Source organism: Terrihabitans aquatilis (genome assembly GCF_052542005.1).
This window is the reverse complement of sequence record NZ_JBOCUO010000001.1, coordinates 32,878-52,046: the sequence shown is the minus strand read 5'-3', so window position 1 is coordinate 52,046 and position 19,169 is coordinate 32,878. Positions and strand designations below refer to the sequence as shown.

14 protein-coding genes are annotated in these 19,169 nt (G+C 67.5%); 3 read left to right on the top strand and 11 right to left on the bottom strand.

Going from position 1 to position 19,169, the window contains the following annotated elements; translation table 11 throughout:
• Positions 1 to 21: 21 nt before the first annotated feature.
• From ACQ6S1_RS00280 to ccmI, 5 genes are all read right to left on the bottom strand, one after another.
• Entirely contained in the window at positions 22 to 1,635 is a 1,614-nt protein-coding gene (locus ACQ6S1_RS00280; RefSeq protein ID WP_445039178.1) for a Do family serine endopeptidase, read from the bottom strand.
• 121 nt (positions 1,636 to 1,756) lie between these two features.
• Positions 1,757 to 2,188: a cytochrome c-type biogenesis protein gene (locus ACQ6S1_RS00275; RefSeq protein WP_445039177.1), complete on the bottom strand. Its 432-nt coding sequence runs from the start codon at positions 2,186 to 2,188 to the stop codon at positions 1,757 to 1,759.
• Positions 2,189 to 2,217: 29 nt separating this feature from the next.
• Entirely contained in the window at positions 2,218 to 4,209 is a 1,992-nt protein-coding gene (locus ACQ6S1_RS00270; RefSeq protein WP_445039176.1) for a heme lyase CcmF/NrfE family subunit, read from the bottom strand.
• Positions 4,206 to 4,643, bottom strand: coding sequence for a cytochrome c maturation protein CcmE (gene ccmE, locus ACQ6S1_RS00265; protein WP_445039175.1), 438 nt, complete (start codon positions 4,641 to 4,643; stop codon positions 4,206 to 4,208). The genes ACQ6S1_RS00270 and ccmE overlap by 4 nt, the downstream gene beginning before the upstream one ends.
• A complete protein-coding gene (gene ccmI / locus ACQ6S1_RS00260; protein ID WP_445039174.1) occupies positions 4,640 to 5,758 on the bottom strand; it encodes a c-type cytochrome biogenesis protein CcmI in 1,119 nt (372 codons plus the stop codon). The genes ccmE and ccmI overlap by 4 nt, the downstream gene beginning before the upstream one ends.
• Before the next feature lie 155 nt (positions 5,759 to 5,913).
• Here ccmI and ACQ6S1_RS00255 point away from each other — a divergent pair, with 155 nt between their 5' ends.
• The 3 genes from ACQ6S1_RS00255 (at position 5,914) to ACQ6S1_RS00245 (ending at position 10,819) form a co-directional block, all read left to right on the top strand.
• Positions 5,914 to 7,173: a sarcosine oxidase subunit beta family protein gene (locus ACQ6S1_RS00255; RefSeq protein WP_445039173.1), complete on the top strand. Its 1,260-nt coding sequence runs from the start codon at positions 5,914 to 5,916 to the stop codon at positions 7,171 to 7,173.
• Between the two features lie 80 nt (positions 7,174 to 7,253).
• Positions 7,254 to 10,235, top strand: coding sequence for a 2Fe-2S iron-sulfur cluster-binding protein (locus ACQ6S1_RS00250; RefSeq protein ID WP_445039172.1), 2,982 nt, complete (start codon positions 7,254 to 7,256; stop codon positions 10,233 to 10,235).
• Positions 10,232 to 10,819 carry a hypothetical protein gene (locus tag ACQ6S1_RS00245; protein ID WP_445039171.1) on the top strand — a complete coding sequence of 196 codons (588 nt, stop codon included), beginning with the start codon at positions 10,232 to 10,234 and terminating at the stop codon, positions 10,817 to 10,819. Before ACQ6S1_RS00250 ends, ACQ6S1_RS00245 begins: the two co-directional genes overlap by 4 nt.
• A 55-nt stretch (positions 10,820 to 10,874) precedes the next feature.
• On the opposite strand, the gene ACQ6S1_RS00240 is transcribed toward ACQ6S1_RS00245, so the two are convergent.
• The 6 genes from ACQ6S1_RS00240 to ACQ6S1_RS00215 form a co-directional block, all read right to left on the bottom strand.
• A complete protein-coding gene (locus ACQ6S1_RS00240; RefSeq protein WP_445039170.1) occupies positions 10,875 to 11,348 on the bottom strand; it encodes a glycine zipper 2TM domain-containing protein in 474 nt (157 codons plus the stop codon).
• A gap of 81 nt (positions 11,349 to 11,429) precedes the next feature.
• Complete coding sequence (locus tag ACQ6S1_RS00235) at positions 11,430 to 12,794, bottom strand: ATP-binding protein (protein WP_445039169.1); 1,365 nt, start codon at positions 12,792 to 12,794, stop codon at positions 11,430 to 11,432.
• On the bottom strand, positions 12,791 to 13,468 hold the full coding sequence (locus ACQ6S1_RS00230; RefSeq protein WP_445039168.1) for a response regulator transcription factor: 678 nt from the start codon (positions 13,466 to 13,468) through the stop codon (positions 12,791 to 12,793). The genes ACQ6S1_RS00235 and ACQ6S1_RS00230 overlap by 4 nt, the downstream gene beginning before the upstream one ends.
• 12 nt (positions 13,469 to 13,480) lie before the next feature.
• Entirely contained in the window at positions 13,481 to 13,840 is a 360-nt protein-coding gene (locus ACQ6S1_RS00225) for a PepSY domain-containing protein (RefSeq protein ID WP_445039167.1), read from the bottom strand.
• A 69-nt stretch (positions 13,841 to 13,909) separates the two neighbouring features.
• The gene (locus tag ACQ6S1_RS00220) at positions 13,910 to 15,340 is read right to left on the bottom strand and encodes a DUF2793 domain-containing protein (RefSeq protein ID WP_445039166.1); all 1,431 of its coding nucleotides are present in this window, start codon (positions 15,338 to 15,340) and stop codon (positions 13,910 to 13,912) included.
• Positions 15,333 to 19,166, bottom strand: a complete 3,834-nt coding sequence (locus tag ACQ6S1_RS00215) for a baseplate multidomain protein megatron (protein ID WP_445039165.1) — start codon at positions 19,164 to 19,166, stop codon at positions 15,333 to 15,335. Before ACQ6S1_RS00215 ends, ACQ6S1_RS00220 begins: the two co-directional genes overlap by 8 nt.
• Positions 19,167 to 19,169 lie beyond the last annotated feature (3 nt).

Below are 19,169 nucleotides of genomic sequence, written 5' to 3'. Positions count from 1 at the left end.
GTCATCGCGATAAACCTGAGATCAGCCGCGGTCGACCGGCACGGCCACGTAGCGGGCATTGTCGCCCGTGCGCACCCGCATCAGCACAGAACGAGTGCCTTTGTCCTTCGCGGCCTTCAGCGCATCGCCCACGTCACGCGGATTCGACACCTTCTTGCCGCCGACTTCCAGAATGATGTCGCCCGTGCGCAGCTTCTCCGAAACGGCGCTGTTCTGGTCGATGTCCGAAACCACCACGCCCTCACTGCCCGCGCCGTCGACGCGAGCGGCCGATTGCAGGGTCACGCCGAGATCGGCGAGTTCGGTCGGCGTCGATTCCGAACCGCTCGGGCCGGTGTCGGAGCCGGCCGAGGCCGAGCGCGGCTCCTCGGGCAACGTGCCCAGCTTCACCGTCACGTCGCGCTCGCCGCCGTCCCGCCACAGCTTGATGCGGGCATCGGCATGGGGTTTCATGCCGGCGATGGTCCTCGACAGGTCCCGCGCGTCCTCGACACGGTGGCCATCGACGTCGAGGATCACATCGCCCGCCCGGATGCCAGCCTTGGCGCCGGGACTATCGGGCTGCGGCTCGACCACGAGCGCGCCGCGCGCCTCCTTAAGACCGATCGATTCGGCGATCTCGTCGTTCACCGGCTGGATCTGGATGCCCAGCCAGCCACGCGTCACCGCGCCGCTCGCCCGCAATTGATCGATCACCCGCGCGGCCACTTCCGAAGGCACGGCGAAAGCGATGCCCACATTTCCGCCCGACGGCGAATAGATCGCCGTGTTCACGCCCACGACCTCACCCTTGAGGTTGAAGGTCGGGCCACCGGAATTGCCGCGGTTCACCGCCGCGTCGATCTGCAGGAAGTCATCATACGGGCCGGCGCCGATGTCACGGCCACGCGCCGATACGATGCCCGCCGTCACCGAACCGCCGAGGCCGAACGGATTGCCGATCGCAACCACCCAATCGCCGACACGCGGCGAGGCGCTGCCGAACGACACGAATTTCAGATCCTTGGCGTCGTCCACCTTGAGCAGCGCAAGGTCGGTGCGCGGATCGGTGCCGATCACCTTGGCCTGCAAGGTCTTGCCGTCATCGGTGCCCAGCTCGACCTCGGTGGCATTCTCGACCACGTGGTTGTTCGTCACCGCATAGCCATCGGCCGAGATGAAGAAGCCCGAGCCCTGGGCCATGCCGAACTGGCGTCCCTGCCCCTGCGGTCCCTGTCCGCGCGGCCCGCTGCGCGGTCCCTGATCGGGTCCGCTGTTGGGTCCTCCACGGCCGAAATCGTCGAAGAAGCGGCGCAGCGGATGCCCTTCCGGAAGATCGCGGAAGAAGCCGGGCAATTGGGCCTGCTCGTTGCGCGCGACGGAGGTCTTGACGCGCACGCTGACCACGGCCGGCTTCACGGTATCGACCACGTCGGCGAAGCTGATCTGCTGCTGGCGCGGAGCTTCCTCGCGCAGATTGTTCTGCTGGCTGAGGTTCTGCACGTTGACGATCTGGGCGTTGGCCGGGGTGCTGTCGGTCAGCACTGCCTCGCCGGCCACGACACCGGCCAGGCCGAGCGCAAAGACCGACCCCAGCAGCACGCGCTTGCGGCGCTTCAGCGATCCAGAAACAGGTCCGGAGGAATTCGATGCCATGTGCGGATGTCCTTGTGAAATTTCCGGCAGTGACGGGCCTCCGCCGCTGCGTTGCACACAAGATGGGGCGTCGCCCCTTACGGCTCCATGGCCGCCACATGAAATCTTCGTAAGGTTCGGCTCAGACCTCGCGCTGGAGCGCGGCGTCGAGGCGTTTCTGTTCGTCGGCCGACAATTCGGCCGGTCCCGCAGAACGACGCCGACGAAATGCCAATGCCGCGGCTCCGGCGCCCAGCACCAGAACGATCACCGGCGCGCCCCACAAGAGCAGCGTTTCGCTGCTGAGGCGTGGGCGCAGCAAGACGAACTCGCCGTAGCGTGCCACGAGGTATTCCTTGATTTGGTCGCCGCTGTCGCCGGCCTTCACACGCTCGCGCACCAGCATGCGAAGATCCTTGGCGAGCGGCGCATCGGAATCGTCTATCGACTGATTCTGACAGACCATGCAGCGCAATTCGAGAAACAGTGCGCGAGCGCGGGCTTCGGCAGCGGGATCCGGCAGTCTCTCATCGACCAATGCCCAGGCGGGCGCAGCCAGAAGCATCGCCGCCATCAAGACGATCCGCCACATCGCGCGCATCTCTATTCCGCCGGCACGGGGGAAGCGGCGGCCACCCGATGCCGCGAGGGCTTCGGCACACCAATTCTGAGACGGCGATCCGCCAGCGAAAGCGTGCCGCCCAGCGCCATCAGAACCGGTCCGATCCAGATCAGCAAAACGAGTGGCTTCCACTCGGCACGCACCGCCACTTCGCCATTGGTGGCCACCTCGCCCAGCGACACATAAAGCTGCGACACCCCGTAGGTTATCAGTCCCGCCTCGGTCGTGGTCATCTGGCGTGCTTCGTAGACACGCTTGGCCGATTCGACGCGGCGTTCCACCACGCCGTCCCGGCGCACCGCGAAGCTGGCCACGAGGTCGCGGTAATTGGGGCCGTTGCGGGTTCCCAATTGCTCCAGCACCAGCGACCGGCCGGCGATGTCGAAGGCCGCGTCCTGCCGCATGGTCTCGATGCGCTCCACATTCCACGCGGTCGCACCGATGATGCCCATGAGGCAAAGACCAAGACCGCAATGCGCGATGGCTCCGCCCCAGGTTGCGCGCGGCAGGCCGCCCGCGCGGCGCAGGCTCTGCCCCAACGGAATGCGAAACAGCCGGATACGCTCGACGATTTCCGCGAACGATCCCACGATCACGAACAAAGCGAGCGCAATTGCCAGAGGTGCGAGTGCCGGGCCGCCTTCCGCGAACAGCACGGCCGATCCGCCACCGATGATCGCAACACCAGCCGCAGCCCAAAGCCGCTGCGCCGCCCACAGGAAATCGCCCCGCTTCCAGGCCAATAAGGGCCCAAACGGGACGGCTACCAGAAGTGCCAGCGCCAGCGGTCCGAACGTTGCGTTGAAGAACGGCGCACCCACGGAAATCTTCTCGCCGGTCAGGCCTTCCAGCGCCAGCGGGTAGAGCGTGCCCACGAACACGGCCGCCGTCGCGGCCGACAGCAGCAGATTGTTCAGCACCAACGCCCCCTCGCGGGAGACGGGCGCAAACACGCCGCCCTGTCGCAGCGTTCCCGCTCGCAGCGCGAACAGGCTGAGCGAGCCGCCGACGAAGATACCGAGGATGGCCAGGATGAACAGGCCGCGCTCCGGGTCCACCGCGAAGGCGTGGACCGACGTCAGCACGCCCGAGCGCACGAGGAATGTGCCGAGCAGCGAACAGGCGAAGGTCAACAGCGCCAGCAACACCGTCCAGACCTTCAGCGCCTCGCGCTTTTCCATGACGAGCGCGGAATGCAGCAGCGCGGTGCCGGCCAGCCAGGGCAGAAGCGAGGCGTTTTCCACCGGATCCCAGAACCAGAAACCGCCCCAGCCCAACTCGTAATAGGCCCAGTACGAGCCCATCGCGATGCCGAGCGTCAGGAACACCCAGGCGGCCAGCGTCCAAGGCCGCACCCAGCGGGCCCAAGCGGCATCGATCCGCCCTTCGATCAGCGCCGCGACAGCGAAGGCGAAGGCGATCGAGAAGCCGACATAGCCGGCGTAGAGCAGCGGCGGATGGATCGCGAGGCCGATGTCCTGCAGCAGCGGGTTGAGATCGCGCCCCTCGAACGGCGCAGGGTCCAGACGGATGAAAGGATTGGATGCAACCAGGATGAACACGAGAAAGGCCACGCCCACCCAGCCCTGCACGGCCAGCACATTCGCCTTGAGGGTCGGCGGCAGATGGCGTCCGAACGCCGCGACGGCCGCACCGAAAAGGGCGAGGATCAACACCCACAAAAGCATCGAGCCCTCGTGGTTCCCCCACACGCCGGAGATCTTGTAGATCAGCGGCTTTGCGGAGTGGGAATTCTCGACGACGTTGAGGACGGAGAAGTCGGAGCTCACATAGGCCGCCGTCAGCGCCGCGAAGGCAAAGCCCACGAACAGAAGCTGGCCCAGCGCCGTGCTCGTCGCCACGCCCATCAGGGTGGTGTCGTGGCGCCAGGTGCCCCACAGCGGCACGGTGCTTTGCACCAGCGCCAGCGCAAGGGCCAAAACCAGTGCGTAATGCCCCGCCTCGGCGATCATTCCTCGTCGCCCTTCCAAGTGCCTTGCGCCTTCAGCGCATCCGCCACTTCCTTCGGCATGTAGCTCTCGTCGTGCTTGGCCAAAACGCTTGCCGCGCGGAACATACCGTCAGGTCCGAGCTCGCCCTCCGTCACCACGCCTTGCCCTTCGCGGAACAGATCCGGCAGAAGTCCCTTATACGTCACGGGCACGCTGCTCGTCCCGTCGCTCACGGCAAAGTGCACCTCGGGGCCTTCGCGCCGCACACTGCCTTCCGCGACCAGCCCACCCATGCGCAGGCGCGTGCCTTGCGGCGGCGGGCTTTCGACGAGTTGCGTCGGCCCGCTGAAGAACACGATCGTGTCGTTGAGCGCGGTCAGGACAAGGCCCACCGCCACCGCGAGAACCGTGCCGGCACTGCCGATCAGAGCGAGACGTCTTCCCTTGCGTGTCACGCCGGATTTTCCTCAAGATCAAGGCCCAGCACCAGATCGTCGATCCGGCGCAGTTCCGCTTCCTTCCCTGCAAAGGCGCCCCGCGCCTCCGACGCCGCGGCCTTGGCCTTGTCGGCATCGCCGAGCATGGTCCAGGCCCGGATCAGACGGAGCTGTCCGGCCAGATCGCCCGGATCGCCCTTGAGCCTGCTTTCGAGCCCCTCCACCATGGCACGGATCGTGACCATGCGCTGGTCGGGACTTTGGCTCGCCAATGTCTGCGGGTCCACCGCCGGAACCTGTCCATCCGGCCCGAGAGCGGCGGACGCCAGCGCCTGACGGGCCGCGCCGCGCCACGGCGCGTTGGGCGGTGCCTCGACCAGCAGAGCCCGGTAAATGTCGGCGGCTTCGGCCATATCGCCGGCCTGCTCGGCCGCACGACCGAGATAGAACCGCGCCTGCGGAAATCCGCTTTCCTGGCTCAGCGCCCGCTCGAAAGCCGCCTTCGCTTCGGGCGTCACCGTACCGTCGTTTGCAAAGGTCAGCGCCTCGCCAAGGCCCGCTTCCCGCGCGGGCGTCGTGCCCAACAGGCGGATCGCATTGCCGTAAGCGGTCGCGGCATCCTGCGCGCGGCCCATGCGCAGATAGACGGGCGCCAGAACTTCCCAGCCCCTGCCATCTTCGGGCCGGCGGGAAACTTCCGCTTCCACGCGGGCGATAAGGCTCGCAAATCCCTCGTCCGGCGTCATTTGCCGTTCGGCCAGCGGCAGATCCGGCAAATCAGGGCGGCCAAGTGCCCCATAGACCATCAGCGCCACCAGGGGCACGCCGGCCAGACCCGCAAGAGCCGCCATACGCCGCCGTCGCGTCGCGGCCGGCCCTGCCGTCTGGGGTGCAGGCTGCGGCGCTTCCGAAGCAGCGATCAACCGTCGCGCAATCTCGGTCCGCGCAGCCGCTGCTTCTTCCACGGGGATGATCCCGCGTGCGCTTTCGCGCTCCACCTCGGCCAGCTGGTCGCGATAGACCGCCGCTTCGCCGCTGGCCGCGGCCGCAACCGTGCGGCGCCGGGCGAGAGGCCACAGCACGCACATCACCGCGGCGGCCGTCATCAGGGTCAGAACAATTCCAAGGACCATGGCGCCTCACCTACCACATTCACATTGTGTCTGTGATCAGGGGAAACCACGTAGAATTCATGCAATGTTGTCACACATATGTTGGCCGGCTTCCGCGCGCGGCCATTGATGATTAAGCTCCGGCATCGGCGTAATGATTCAATCCGGCAGGTGTGATGCGACGGGCGGTTCGCCGGTATTCCTTCTTTTCGCTGCTGCGCGAGGCGCGCCGCCATCATTCGGGCTGGAGCCCGGTTTGGCACAAGGCGGATCCGAAACCGGTCTATGATGCCGTGATCGTCGGCGGTGGCGGCCATGGCCTCGCCACGGCCTATTACCTCGCGAAGCGCCACGGCCTTCGCAATGTCGCGGTCCTGGAGAAGGGCTGGCTCGGCGGCGGCAACACGGCCCGCAACACCGCCATTATCCGCTCGAACTATCTGCGGCCCGAGAGCATGGCGCTCTACGGCCTGTCCCATTCGCTCTACGAAAATCTGTCGCGGGAGCTCGGCTTCAACGTCATGTTCTCGCCGCGCGGCCTCGTCGATCTCGCCTTCACCCGGCGTGATCTCGACATCCTCTCGCGCACGGCCGACGCCAATGCCCATCGCGGCATCGCCAGCTGGATGATCACGGAGGCCGAGGCACGCAGCCACGTCCCCTTGCTCGGCTCCGGCCCGGGCTCCCTGCCCGTTCTCGGCGCGCTGTGGCAGCCACGCGGCGGCATCGCCAATCATAATGCCGTGGCCTGGGCCTACGCCCGGCGCGCCTCCGCGCTCGGCGTCGACATCGTCGAGAATTGCACCGTGGAGCAGGTGCTCACCGAGGGCGGGCGCGTCACCGGCCTCAATACGTCGCGCGGCCGCATCGCCACGCCGCGCATTCTCCTCGCCACGGCGGCCGACACACCCTCCCTCGCAGCGCCGCTTGGCGTGGATCTGCCCATCGAGCCGGCTGTCCTTCAGGCGCTCGTTTCGGAGCCCATGAAGCCAGTCCTCGACGTGGTCGTCCTGGCCGGGCAATCGCACGCTTATGTCAGCCAGTCCGACAAGGGCGAGTTCGTCATCGGCGGCGCCACCGATCCCGCGCCCGGCATCGGCCGCCGCGGCTCCCCCGATGTCATCGAAGACACGTTGACCTCGTTGCTCGAAATGTTCCCCAGCCTGTCCCGCGTGCGGATGGTGCGCCATTGGGCGGGCATCGTAGACATCACGCCCGACCGTTCGCCCATCATCGGACCGGCCGGACCGGAAGGCCTGTTCGTCAATTGCGGCTGGGGCACCGGCGGCTTCAAGGCCGTGCCCGGCTCCGGCTATCTCACGGCTGCCCTGCTGGCCGACGGCACGCCGCCGCCTGTCCTCGAGCCGTTCGGGCTGGATCGTTTCGCGCGCGGCCGGTTCATCGAAGAGGGCGCGGCATCCGCCGTCGCTCATTGAGGCCGAACCATGCTCCGCATTTCCCGTTCGTCCGGCCGATCCACGGTCGTTGACATGGAACGCCCCGAAAGGATGCCGGAATGAGCGGCCCGTCCCGTCACCCGGACAGCCGTTTCGGGCGTCTCGTCGATCGCTCCAAGCCGATCGGCTTCACCTTCGACGGACGCCGCTATCGGGGTTTCGCGGGCGACATGCTGGCCAGCGCCCTCCTCGCAAACGGCATCAAAATCGTCGCACGCAGCCAGAAATTCCATCGGCCGCGCGGCATCATCGCGCTCGGCGCGGACGAGCCGGACGCCTTCGTCAGCCTTGGCGCCGATGACCGTCGCACGCCCAACAGCCTCGCCACCCAAATTCCTCTTCATGAAGGCCTCGTCGCCGAAAGCCAGAATGCCTGGCCGTCGCTGCGGCGCGATCCCATGGCGCTGCTCGACCGCGTGCGTCCTCTGCTGCCGGCCGGTTTCCAGCACAAGACGTTCCGCTGGCCGGCCAGGGCCTGGCCTTTCTACGAACGCCTGCTGCGGCGCGGCGGCGGCCGTGGCCGCGTCCCCGACCGGCCAGATCCCGACCGCGCCGAGCACGTCCATCTCACGATCGATGTCCTCATTATCGGCGGCGGCCTCGCCGGGCTCGCAGCGGCGGAGGCGGCTGCGGCCGAAGGGCTCTCGGTCGTTCTCGCAGAGCAGGATCACAGGCTGGGCGGCATTGCCGATGCCTATGACGGCCGCATTGAGGGCCAGCCCGTGCTTGACTGGACCCGCGAAAAAGTGCGCGCACTCGCCGCCTCGCCCCATGTCCACATCCTCACCGGCACCAATGCGGTCGGGCTTTACGATCATGGCCGCGCCTTCCTCGTGGAGCGCACCGCGGAGGCCTATCGCGGCCCGGAGCCCGAGAACATGCCGCGCGAACGGCTGTGGAAGCTCCGCGCCGGCGCAATCGTCCTGGCGACGGGAGCCGTCGAAAAGCCACTCGTTTTTCCGGACAACGACCGCCCCGGACTGATGCTCGCGGCTGCCGCCCGGCTTTATCTGCGCCGCTACGGCGTCGTTCCGGGCGCGCGCATTGCCATCGCCACGGCCGGCGACGAGGGCTACCGAACGGCCTTCGACCTCGCCGAAGCGGGCGTCGACATCGCCCGCATCGTCGATCTGCGGCTCCGTCCGGATGGACCGCTCTTCCACATCGCCAAGGCGCGCGGCCTTCCGGTCGCGCCCGGCTCCGCGCCCGTCGCTACCCAATGGCAGCGCGGCCAGGGGCTTACCGGCGTTACCATCGCCAACCGCCTCACCTTCGACGCGCCCGCGCTGAAATCGGACATCGCCTGCGACAGCCTCCTCGTCTCCGGCGGCTGGGCACCCCAGGCTGCCCTCGCGGGTCATCTGGGCGCACGGCTCAGTTTCGATGCGGCACGCGGTTATTTCCGTCCGGGCAGGCTGCCGCCCGGCCTGTTCGCCGCGGGCGCAGCAAACGCCTGCTTCGACCTCCCTGAAGCGTTGAACGATGGCTGGCGCGCCGGCACCGAAGCAGCAGCACACATCCACAATCGCCCCGCCGCGCCCTCCAGATTCTCGGCGTCCGTCGATATCACCCGCGACGAGCCGGCCGAGGCCGTCGGCATGCTGCCGGATATCTCGACACCGGCCGAACGAAACCGCGCCTTCGTCGACCTCACCAACGACGTCCTTGTCTCCGACATCGAGATCGCCCTGCGCGAAGGCTATTCGGAACCGGAGCATCTCAAGCGTTACACCACGCTCGGCCAGGGGGCGGATCAGGGAAAGCTCGCCCTCGCCAACGCCGCCATGGTCGTTGCCCAATTGACGAAGACAGAACCCGCTCACACCGGCTTCCGCCCGCCCGTCACGCCCGTCGCTTTCGGCACGTTTGCCGGCCCGCGTCGTGGCACGCTGGCGCGGCCTGCCCGCATCACTCCCGTCTCGGCCCTCATGCCGCCCCTTGATCTGGAGACCCACGGCGGATGGCGCCTGCCGGCTGCCTTTCCGTCGAGCGGAGAGGCGAACGAAACCGCCATCCGCCGCGAAGTGCGCGCCGTGCGCGAGCATGTCGGCCTGTTCGACGCGAGCGCCGCCGTCCGCCTCGCTTTGATCGGCCCGGACGCCAAAGCCTTGCTCAACCACGTCAGCGCCACCGATCTCACCGGCATCGCACCGGGAGCATCTCGGCACGCGCTTTTCCTCGACGACAACGGTTTCGTCCTCGAAGACGCGGTCGTCTCGCGGCTCAACGAAGCGCACTTCATCGTCACCGGCCGGGTCGGACGCGGTGCGCAATTGGCGGAGAGGTTCGAACGGCACCGGCGGGATCTTCGCGTCGCGGTCTTCGACCAAACCGAAAGCCTCGGCCGCCTCGTCCTCGCCGGCCCTAGCGTGCCAGCTCTGCTGTCGAACGTCCCCTGCAGCCTCGACGTTCACGCGCTCACCTTCGGCACCCTCACCGAAGGCACGATCTTCGAGACGCCCATGCAGGCGCTCGCCAGCCATCACACCGGCGCGGCGGAAATCGAAATCGCTCTGGCGGCCGGCCATCTGCCCGCGCTGTGGCAGGCCCTACTCACCGCCGGCGCCGAAATCGGCATCCAGCCCATCGGCCTCTCCTCCGTAGAACGTGTTCGGCTGGAAGCGGGCGCCATCGACCTCGATCACGAGGCCGACGCCGCGACCACACCTTTCGATCTCGGCCTCGGCCATCTCGTCGCCGCGGACAAGACCGACTTCCTCGGCCGCGAAGCGCTGGCCCGCCCGGCTTTATTGCCCGCTGACGCACGCCGCGTCGTCGGCCTCCTGCCCGAGGATCCCGGACTCGTCCTCACGCCCGGCATGCATCTCATCCTGGATGCGGACCAGCCGCCACCGCGCCGCACCGTCGGGCGCGTCACCCTTGCCGGCTATTCACCCAGCCTGCGCCGGCCCATCGCACGCGGTCTGATCGAGCCGCATGGCCCCTCCATCGGCGGGAATGCCGTCATTATCCAGGCAGGCGAAGGCAAGATTGTGCGGCTGGTCGATCCTGATTTCCTCGCGGGGGATGCTTCCTCATGACGCTCGCCTGGACCGACACACTTGCCGCCCCGCGTTCGCTGGCCACGCGCGACACGCTGGCCGTCACCATCGTCGAAGACCCCGGAATCATCGATCTGCGCGTAACAGGCGAACCCGGCGGGACCTTCACCGCACTGGGCGTTTCCCTACCCATTCGCTCCGGAAGCAGCGTCGAACATTCCGGTCTGCGCATCCTTTGCACCGCCCCCGGCGCGTGGCGCGTCCTCGCGCCGCGCGAGGCAATTGCCGGCATCGTGGCGTCGCTTCGGGCCGAGCATCCCGATGCGGCTATCGTTGATCTGACCGGCGGGTTCAGCGCCTTTCGGCTCGTCGGCGGCACGGCCTTCGAGCTGCTGCTGCGGGTCTGCCCGGACGATCTCACCGGCCTCGAAAAGGAAACGGCGCGGGAAACCTCGATCGCCGGACTGTCGTGCCTGCTTCTGCGAGAGCCGGGCCCGGTCGAATCCTGGCTTGCGCTTGTGCCACGCTCGCTGTCGACCCACGCTGCCGAAGCACTGGTCAATGCCGCGCGCACACCCGGCCGGCTCGTTCTGTTCGAGGCCGGAGCACCGCCGCCTGTCTGAAACGAAAACGGGCGGCTTTCACCGCCCGTTTCTCAAAGCTCTCAATTCGCCTCGGTCAGACCGGACTCCAGCGTCCGTCCGGCTGGCGGCAGGCAATGCCGCGGGCCGTGCGCGGGCTGCCATCCACATAGACGGTGTGGGCGTATTCGCGGCAGCGCTCATAGCCGCCCCGCTCGGCATAGGGACCGGGGGTCACGGTGCCGTAATAGGCGTCCGAACGCCAGGCGACCGGCGCTCCCGGCGCACCATATTCGAGCGCACGGATTTCGGCGTCATAGGCTTCGCGGCGCGCATTGTCGTCCATCGAACGGCCGATCTGGTTGCCCACGAGCCCGCCCACCGCCGCGCCCGCCAACGTCGCCACCGCGCGTCCGCTGCCATGGCCGATGGTCGAGCCCAGGAGGCCGCCGGCCACCGCGCCCGCAACCGTGCCAACACCCTCGCGCGGCCCGGCATCGCCGGTGGTCTGGTTGCAGGCCGCCACGCTCGTCGTCAGAACGGCCACCATCAAGAACTTACGTCCGATCATCCCCATCCCCCTTGGGCAATAGCCCTTCTTTAACCTTCCATCGCCAGTAAGGCTCGATTCGGGCGATATTCTGGCTTCGTTTCACACGGCCGGCAGGCGCAGTTCGGCGCGCAAGCCGCCCAGAGGCGCCGCACCAAGCGACAGCGAGCCGCCATAGAGCCGCGCAAGATCCGTCACGATCGACAGGCCGAGACCTGAGCCCGGCTTGGTCTCGTCGAGCCGCCGTCCCCGTGTCAGCGCGTCCTGCCTCTGTTCGACCGTGAGGCCCGGCCCGTCATCATCCACGATCACGCGCAACCAGTCCGAGGTTGCCACATCCGGCTCCGCCAATACCTCGACATCGATGCGGCTGCCCGCCCATTTGCAGGCATTGTCCAGCAGATTGCCGACCATCTCCTCGAAATCCTGTCGCTCCACGCGCAGCCGGCCGGGAGCCGCCCGGACATTGATCGCGATATCGCGATCGCGATGCACCTTGCCCATGGTCCGCGCCAGCGCCTCGATGGCAGGTCCAGCCTCCGTCGCCGCGCCCAAGGTCGCGATACCGGCGCTTACCCGTGCCCGATCGAGATGATGTTCGATCTGCCGCCGCATGATCTCCGCCTGCTCACGGATCTTGCCGGCTGCAGGGTCGCGGCTCACGCTCGCTTCGTTCACGATCACGGAAAGCGGGGTCTTCACCGCATGGGCCAGATTGCCCGCCTGCGTGCGCGCCCGTTCCACGATCTCGCGATTGCCGTCGATCAATGCGTTCAGCTCACGCGCAAGCGGCGCGATCTCGCTCGGCACATTGCCTTCCAGCCGCTGCCTCTGACCACCACGGATGGCCGCGATCTGGTCCGAAATCCGCTTCAGCGGCCGCAATCCGAAGCCGACCTGAAACGCCGCCGTGGAAACGAGACCCAGCCCGAGAAGGAAGAAGGTCGAGATCAACGCGGAATCGAAGGCTTCGCGCTCGGCCGCCATCTCGCTCGTCTCACCCGCCACCGCCACCACATAGCGGGCCGACCCAACCTGGATCACCCGCTCCACCTGCCGCAGATCCTCGTTGTCCGGCCCCTGCACATAGGCCTCGCGCGTCGCCGCCTCGTCCTTTTCCGGGTCCTGGTCGATCAGAAACGGCAAATTGCGATCGAACAGCGAGGACGACGACCGCCGCACGGCTTCCGAGCCCGGCACATCGCGGCGGCCGATCTGCCAGTACCAGCCGGAAAGCGGCAGTTCGAAACGCGGTTCGCCCACCGTAAAATCGAGGGTCTCGAGGTCCGCCTCGCGCGCCAGATCGCCCACCAGCGCCTTCAGATAGACGTAGAGGCGTTGGTCGAACCCGCGCTCCACAAGATCGCGGTTGTAGGAGGACAATGTCACGCCAGCGATCACCAGGATGACACCGGTCCACAGCGCCGCTGCCAGCAGCAGGCGCGCCGCGAGCGAACGCGATTTCACGTCGCGGCCGTCTCGTCCGCCGGCATCGCCACATAGCCGAGGCCCCGCACGGTCTGGATCACATCCACGCCGAGCTTGCGGCGGATGCGGCCCACAAAAACCTCGACCGTGTTCGAATCCCGGTCGAAATCCTGATCGTACAAATGCTCGACCAATTCCGTCCGCGACACCACCCGCCCCTGATGATGCATCAGATAGGACAGCAGCCGATATTCGTGGGAGGTCAGCTTCACCGGGTTGCCGTCGACCGACACACGCCCCGAGCGGGTGTCGAGGCGCACGGACCCACAGGCCAGTTCGCTCGTGGCATGGCCGGCCGCGCGCCGCAGCAAGGCCCGCAACCGCGCCAGCACTTCCTCCATGTGAAACGGCTTTGGCACATAATCGTCGGCGCCGGCGTCGAAGCCCTGCACCTTGTCGCTCCAGCTGTCGCGCGCCGTCAGCAGCAGAACGGGGAAGACACGCCCGCCGCGCCGCCAATCTTCCAGCACGCGCAGGCCGTCCATCCTCGGCAGGCCTATGTCGAGCACCACGGCGTCATAGGGCTCGGTGTTGCCGAGAAAATGCCCCTCCTCGCCGTCGAACGCCTTGTCCACGGCATAGCCTGCGTCCATCAGCGCCTTGCAGAGCTGGCGGTTGAGATCGGGATCGTCCTCGACGACGAGAATGCGCATGCCGTTTCGCCCTCACCGCACATTGACGACGCGGCCGGAGGCGGCATCGAGCGTCACATAGGAAACCTTGCCCGAGGGCGGCAGAACCGTCACCACATAGGCAAGCCCGCCGTTCTGCGGGCACAGATCCGCATTGATCATCTCGCCCTTCGCGGCCTGCTCCGCCACGTCGCGCACCTCGCTCAGAGGCCGCGCCTTGCCGGAGCCGACCGCCGCGATGGCGGCCCGCCGGTCAAGACACCCGCCCCGGCTCGGGCCCTGCGCCAGAAGCACTGTATCGTCGCCCGCAGCCGGCTGGGATGACGTCACGGGCATGAGGCAGGCCCCGACCAGGCCCGCCAGCGCAAACTTGATCAAATCGTGCACAGGCATCCCTCACCATCATGCAGGCTGGCGCTGAACCCTAAGTGAACGGGTGCCGATCCTGAAACCCCTCGCGCATCACAAATATTGTCCGCCCGCCTGCGCGGAGCCAAGCCCGCTGCCCGGCAGATAGCCTGAACCCGCTCCCGCGCGGATCACGGCATTCGCCGCCACGAGATACCGGGCGCCTGATGCCGCGCCGCTGAAGCTGTTGCCGTTCACGATCAGCGTCCCTCCATTGATCGCCTCGGCGAACGAGGTGAACGCCGGGCTGCCCGCCAGCATCAGAGCCTTTCCCTGCACGCTGATGGAAGCGCCGGCATCCGCACTCCAATGGCGCACCGCACCTCCCGAAATGCGATAATCACCACTCGCCATAGCCCGGGCGCCTGGCGCGGTCATCGCCACATGGCGGCCGGCGCAACCTGCGAAGTCCACATCGCGAAAGCGAATGACACCGGGCGCATCGCCCCGCAGGCAATCACCCTCTCCGGTCGTCGTCAGCCTCATTCCCGACAGCTGCACATCGCCGGGCAGAGGCACCGACCACGCTATGAGATGCGCGCCCGCACTCAGCACCGTCGCACCGGCTCCAGCTCCCTGCACGACAAACGTCCCGCCCCCGGTCCAGCCGCTCGCGACGTTCAGTCCGGCAAAGATCCCTTCGCCCAGCGTGATGACGGCCGTGAAACCCGCGAGATCATAGCGCCGTGCGATCACGTCATAGGCGTGCTGAAGCGTCGCGAACGCCCGCTCCGGACTGTCCGCCGTGCCGTCATTGCCGTCGTCGCCGTCGGTGCGGACGAAGAAACCGCGATCGGAGGTGAAGCGCTCGCGCACCCCGCCCTGCGGGAACCGCACCTCGCCCGTGCCTCGATCGATCCGGATCGCTTCACGCCATTCTCCGTCGTCTGCCGACACCTTGAAGAGCAGGTCATCGTCACCGACGAGCCCGATTTCCGCCCGCCCGACATAGCCCGACTGCATCAGCAGCGAGACGACGTTCCCGGACGCTTCCTTGTTCATCACGACGCGCAGATCGCCGTTGCCGCCTTCCTCACCGGCCTTCGCGGTCCACAGCGCATTTTCGGCCTTCACCGCGAACGGCGTCGCCTCGTCCGCCTCGGTCCTGAAGCCGAAGAGAGAGATGTTCTGGAGATTCTCGCCGCCACCAGCGGCGCTCCATTCGCCAATGCTGAAAACGCACAGCACGCCCTCTTTCGCCACCCAGCAGCGCCAACCTTCGCGCGGCGTCAGAAACAGCCAGTCGCCATCGCGAAACACCGCAACGGCGTTGTCGCGCCCGGTCCACGCGCCCGACGCCCCGGAGGCCACGATGTGGCTCTCTTCGGGAATGGGCGCGTCCGGCGGCACGCTCTGGTCGCGGTCCAGCACGCAGGCCTGCACCAGCAGATCGAGCCGCGTCAGCGCCTCGTTCACCGGCACATGCTTCTGAGCCTGTGCCGCCGCGATCAGCGGCAGGCCGAGATTGGCTGTGGTCTCAGACATCGAACACTCCCTCCACGGCGCGGCCGGCCCCGACGCTCGCCGAAATTTGCATCAACCGAACCCGCAGCCGATGCCGTCCCACGCCGAAATCAACGCTTTCCTCGGCCGGCGCGTAGAGAAATCGCGGCTCACCAACCTCGACACCCCGCACGACCTGTCCGTCGCGCAAGATCTCCACGCGATAGGCCTCCCGCTCCTCGGCCAGAGGCACCTCGGCCATTTCCCAGGAATCGCCGTTCAGCCGCGCCCGACGGATCCAGCGGATCAGCAACCCATCCGGCCTACGCTCCGCCTGCAAATGAACCGGCGAAAGTGGCCGCAGCGCCACAGCGCCGGGTTCGGCGCGTACCGCGATTGCCAGATCGTCGGCGAAATCGCGCCCAGCCGGCGACACATGAAGGTCCATCGGCCGGCCCAAAGCCTCGACGCCCCGGATCAGCGGCTGCACGCCCTCGTCCAGCAGCACGAACCGGCTTCCTGCCGGCTTCGCTATCTGCGCTTCTGCCTCGGTGCCCGATTGCCCGCGCAGGAAGCGCGACAGGCGATACGTGCCGGCCGCCACCAGTTCGGCCCTGCCGAATTGCAGCACCTCCCAGGAGCCGTCAGCGTTCTGCACTGCCGCTGCATTGGCCCCTTCGAATAACCGCGCGTCCGAGGCGCTCATCAGCTCGCCGGAAACGCGCACCTGCACGGCGTGCCCCCCGTCGAAGCGCCACACAGGCCCAGCCGCCAGCTCCTCCAGCAAGGTGCCGAGAATAGCCGGCACGCCGACACGCAGGATCGGCTGGAACGTGCCGCCCTTGTCCTGCCAGACATTCATCGCGCCGGGCCAGGGTTTCGCGGCGATGGCGATCCGCGTCAGCACCGGCGGATCGTCTCCCGGCGCAGGAAGATCGAGCAGCACCACATCGCCGGGCCCCGCCGAAACCGGCGTTCGCGTCGGCATCCGGCCCTCTCTCAGAGGCGGCGCCTCGAAGATTTCAGGCGCGATCGCACGGGCAGAACACCGCCGCAGCGGCCCATCGGCGATCGTGCCGATCTCGAACAGATTACCGTCGAGCGAGACGAGATCGCCGGGCTCGACCTCCGCCATTGAAGGCGGCAGCGCGAAACTCGCGGACTCGCGGCCCACCCAGACGTCCTGCAGCCGGATCGCCGCCCGCCGCCGCATCTCTGCCAGCCCGGCAACCAGCGCGGTATCGCTCGCGACGATCCCGTCGGCGTCGACACCGCGGCGCCGGACCGAGGCCAGGGACGGCGCAAAATCCAGCGCGACATCCTCGAAGCCTATGGCGATCCCGGCCGGCAATTCGCTTTCCTGCGCCCGCAGATAGGACGGCTCGGCACCTTCGCCGTCCGCCGCCAGATTGTCCGTCGTCAGGACCCGCGCCGAACCCCGTCCGCGCGGTGCCAGCACGATGCGCCCGTCACGCTCGCGCGCGCCGAAGGCGAACAGTTCACCGAGCGGCTCCAGCGCCTCACGCGCCGAGGCCGGGCGGTCGATGACATAGCCATCCACCACGCCCTCCAGCGCCATCGTGTCGAATGCTGGCGCGCCCCCCTCTTCCAGGATCTGGGCCGCAAGTTCAGCCAGAGGCGCCTGTCCCAACCGGCCCGTCAGCCAATGTCCGGTCTCGTGCGCCGCACCATCCGCCCACACATCGCGGGCCGAGGGAAAAGCGGGAAACGGCCGCGCATCCCACGCCCACAGCGACGTCCACGCAGGATCGACCATCGGCATCCCGTAGACCGACGAAGCCGGGTTTGCGTCGGATTCCTCGCCATACACCGCGAGCAGAGCCTCGATCGCGCGGCGCTGGATCGCATCATCGCGCCCGCCCGCCGAGAAAGGAGGCAACGCCGCGCCCGGCATCTTGATGTCCGGAAACACGTTCGGCGCGTTCGCGCCCTTGTCGACGGCCGGGCAGCCGATCTCGGTCAGCCAGATCGGTTTCGATCCCGGCACCCAGGCCGTCGGCTGCGGCATTTCCTGGCCGTCCACCCGCTCGTGATGGGCGTTTCTCCACCAATTGGCCAAATCCTTCTGGCGGAAGGTCCATTCCTTGCCGAAACCGTCGGTGATGGGCGCGCGCCGCTGCGCCGCTCGGTCTTCGTCGCTCGCATAGAACCAGTGATAAGCTTCGCCGCCTGCCACGTTCGCCGCCAGATAGGCCGCGTCGTAGATGCTGTCGCTCACAGCCCGGTCGCGATGCGCGGTCCCGGATCGCCAGTCCGCGAGCGGTGCGTAGAGATCGATCCCCACGGCATCCACGGCAGAATGCGCCCACAGCGGGTCGAGAGGGAACCGCACCTCCGCCCCATCGCCCGGCACGTGAGCGCCATATTCCGTCCAGTCCGCCGCATAGGTAATGCGGGTTCCGGCGCCGCAGAGCCGCCGCACCTCGTCCGCGAGCTTCACCAGTTCCGCCACGGCCGGATAGGCACCCTCATCGTCCCGGCTGCGTGTCAGATCACGGAATTCCGAGCCGATGATGACGGCATCGACACCGCCGGCCGCCTCACCAAGCGCGGACATGTGCAGCACGAACCGCCGCCAGCCCCAGTCGGCAGGCCCGCGATAAACCATCCGCCCGTCCCGGACCGAAAAATCATCCGCATCCGCCACGCCAAAGAACCGCGCAACCTCATCGCGTGCCACCGCATCGCCGCGCCCCGCCGCCGCAATCTCTCCGCGCCAGGTATAGGCCGGCTGCGGGGCGATCCCCGTCACCGGATGCGGGAGATCGTTGTCGGCCGGCACGTCCATCATCAGGAACGGATAAAGCGTCACCTTCCAGCCGCGCGCCTTGATCGCCTGAATGGCTCGGATCACGCCCGCATCCGATGGCGAGCCGCCATAAGCCGCCCGGCCCTCGATGCTCGATACGGTACGCGCGGTCGCCCGCGTTAGCCCGGCCACTTCCCAGGTCACGCCGGCCGTTCTCTTGTCCCGGGAATCCGTACGCGGCGTCACCATGCACGTTCCACAGCGCAGATCGTCTCCGAACCAGGCCACCACCAGCGAGACATTTTCGAGGTTCGGGCACAGCGCTTCGAGCTCGTCGAGGCTGGCCTCCAGATCCGTCGCGGCGATCCGGGTATGCCGGTTCTCCGACGCCGTCTCCCCCAGCCCAAGGGTCCGCGACACGGTCCGCGTGTCATAGCCGAATTCGGTGGAACCGGGGATCAGGCACATCGAGCGGATGTTCCGCTCCAGCATGCCCACCGGCCGGATCACCTCGAAGGAAAGCTGCGGAATGCGGTTGCCGAAATCCTCCAGCGGCAGCCGTTCGAACACGGCATAGGCCAGCCCGCGATAGGCCGGCGCATTGCCAGCCCCTTCCTTGGCGATGATGAGCGGGTCCGGTTCCTGATCCTCCGCTCCGGTGTAGAGCCGCAGGTTCAGTTTTATCGTATCGAGCGGCTTGCCATCGGCCCACACCCGTCCGATCCTGGCCACCGGCCCCTCGCAGAGGCCCAACGCCACATTGGCGTAATAGCTCACGCTCTGCGCGGATTGCCCGGCCCCGGTCAGCCCCTTGCCGCCAGCGGAGCGGCGGCTCACCACCGCCTCAAGCCGTGTCGCCCAGATGATCTGTCCCGACACCCGCCCCCGCCCCCACACGCGCGAAACCGGCGTGCCCTCGGTGGACGCCGTGACGTCGAGATCCTTCAGAGACGGCCGCGAGCTTGCTCCACCCCCCAGCAGCGAGCGGTCGATCGCCGCGCCCGCCAGCCCGCCGGCCGCACGCCCGATGATCGTGCCCACTGGCCCGAACACGCTGCCGAGCGCCGCACCCGCCGCCTGGAAGACCAAAGTCGCCATGTC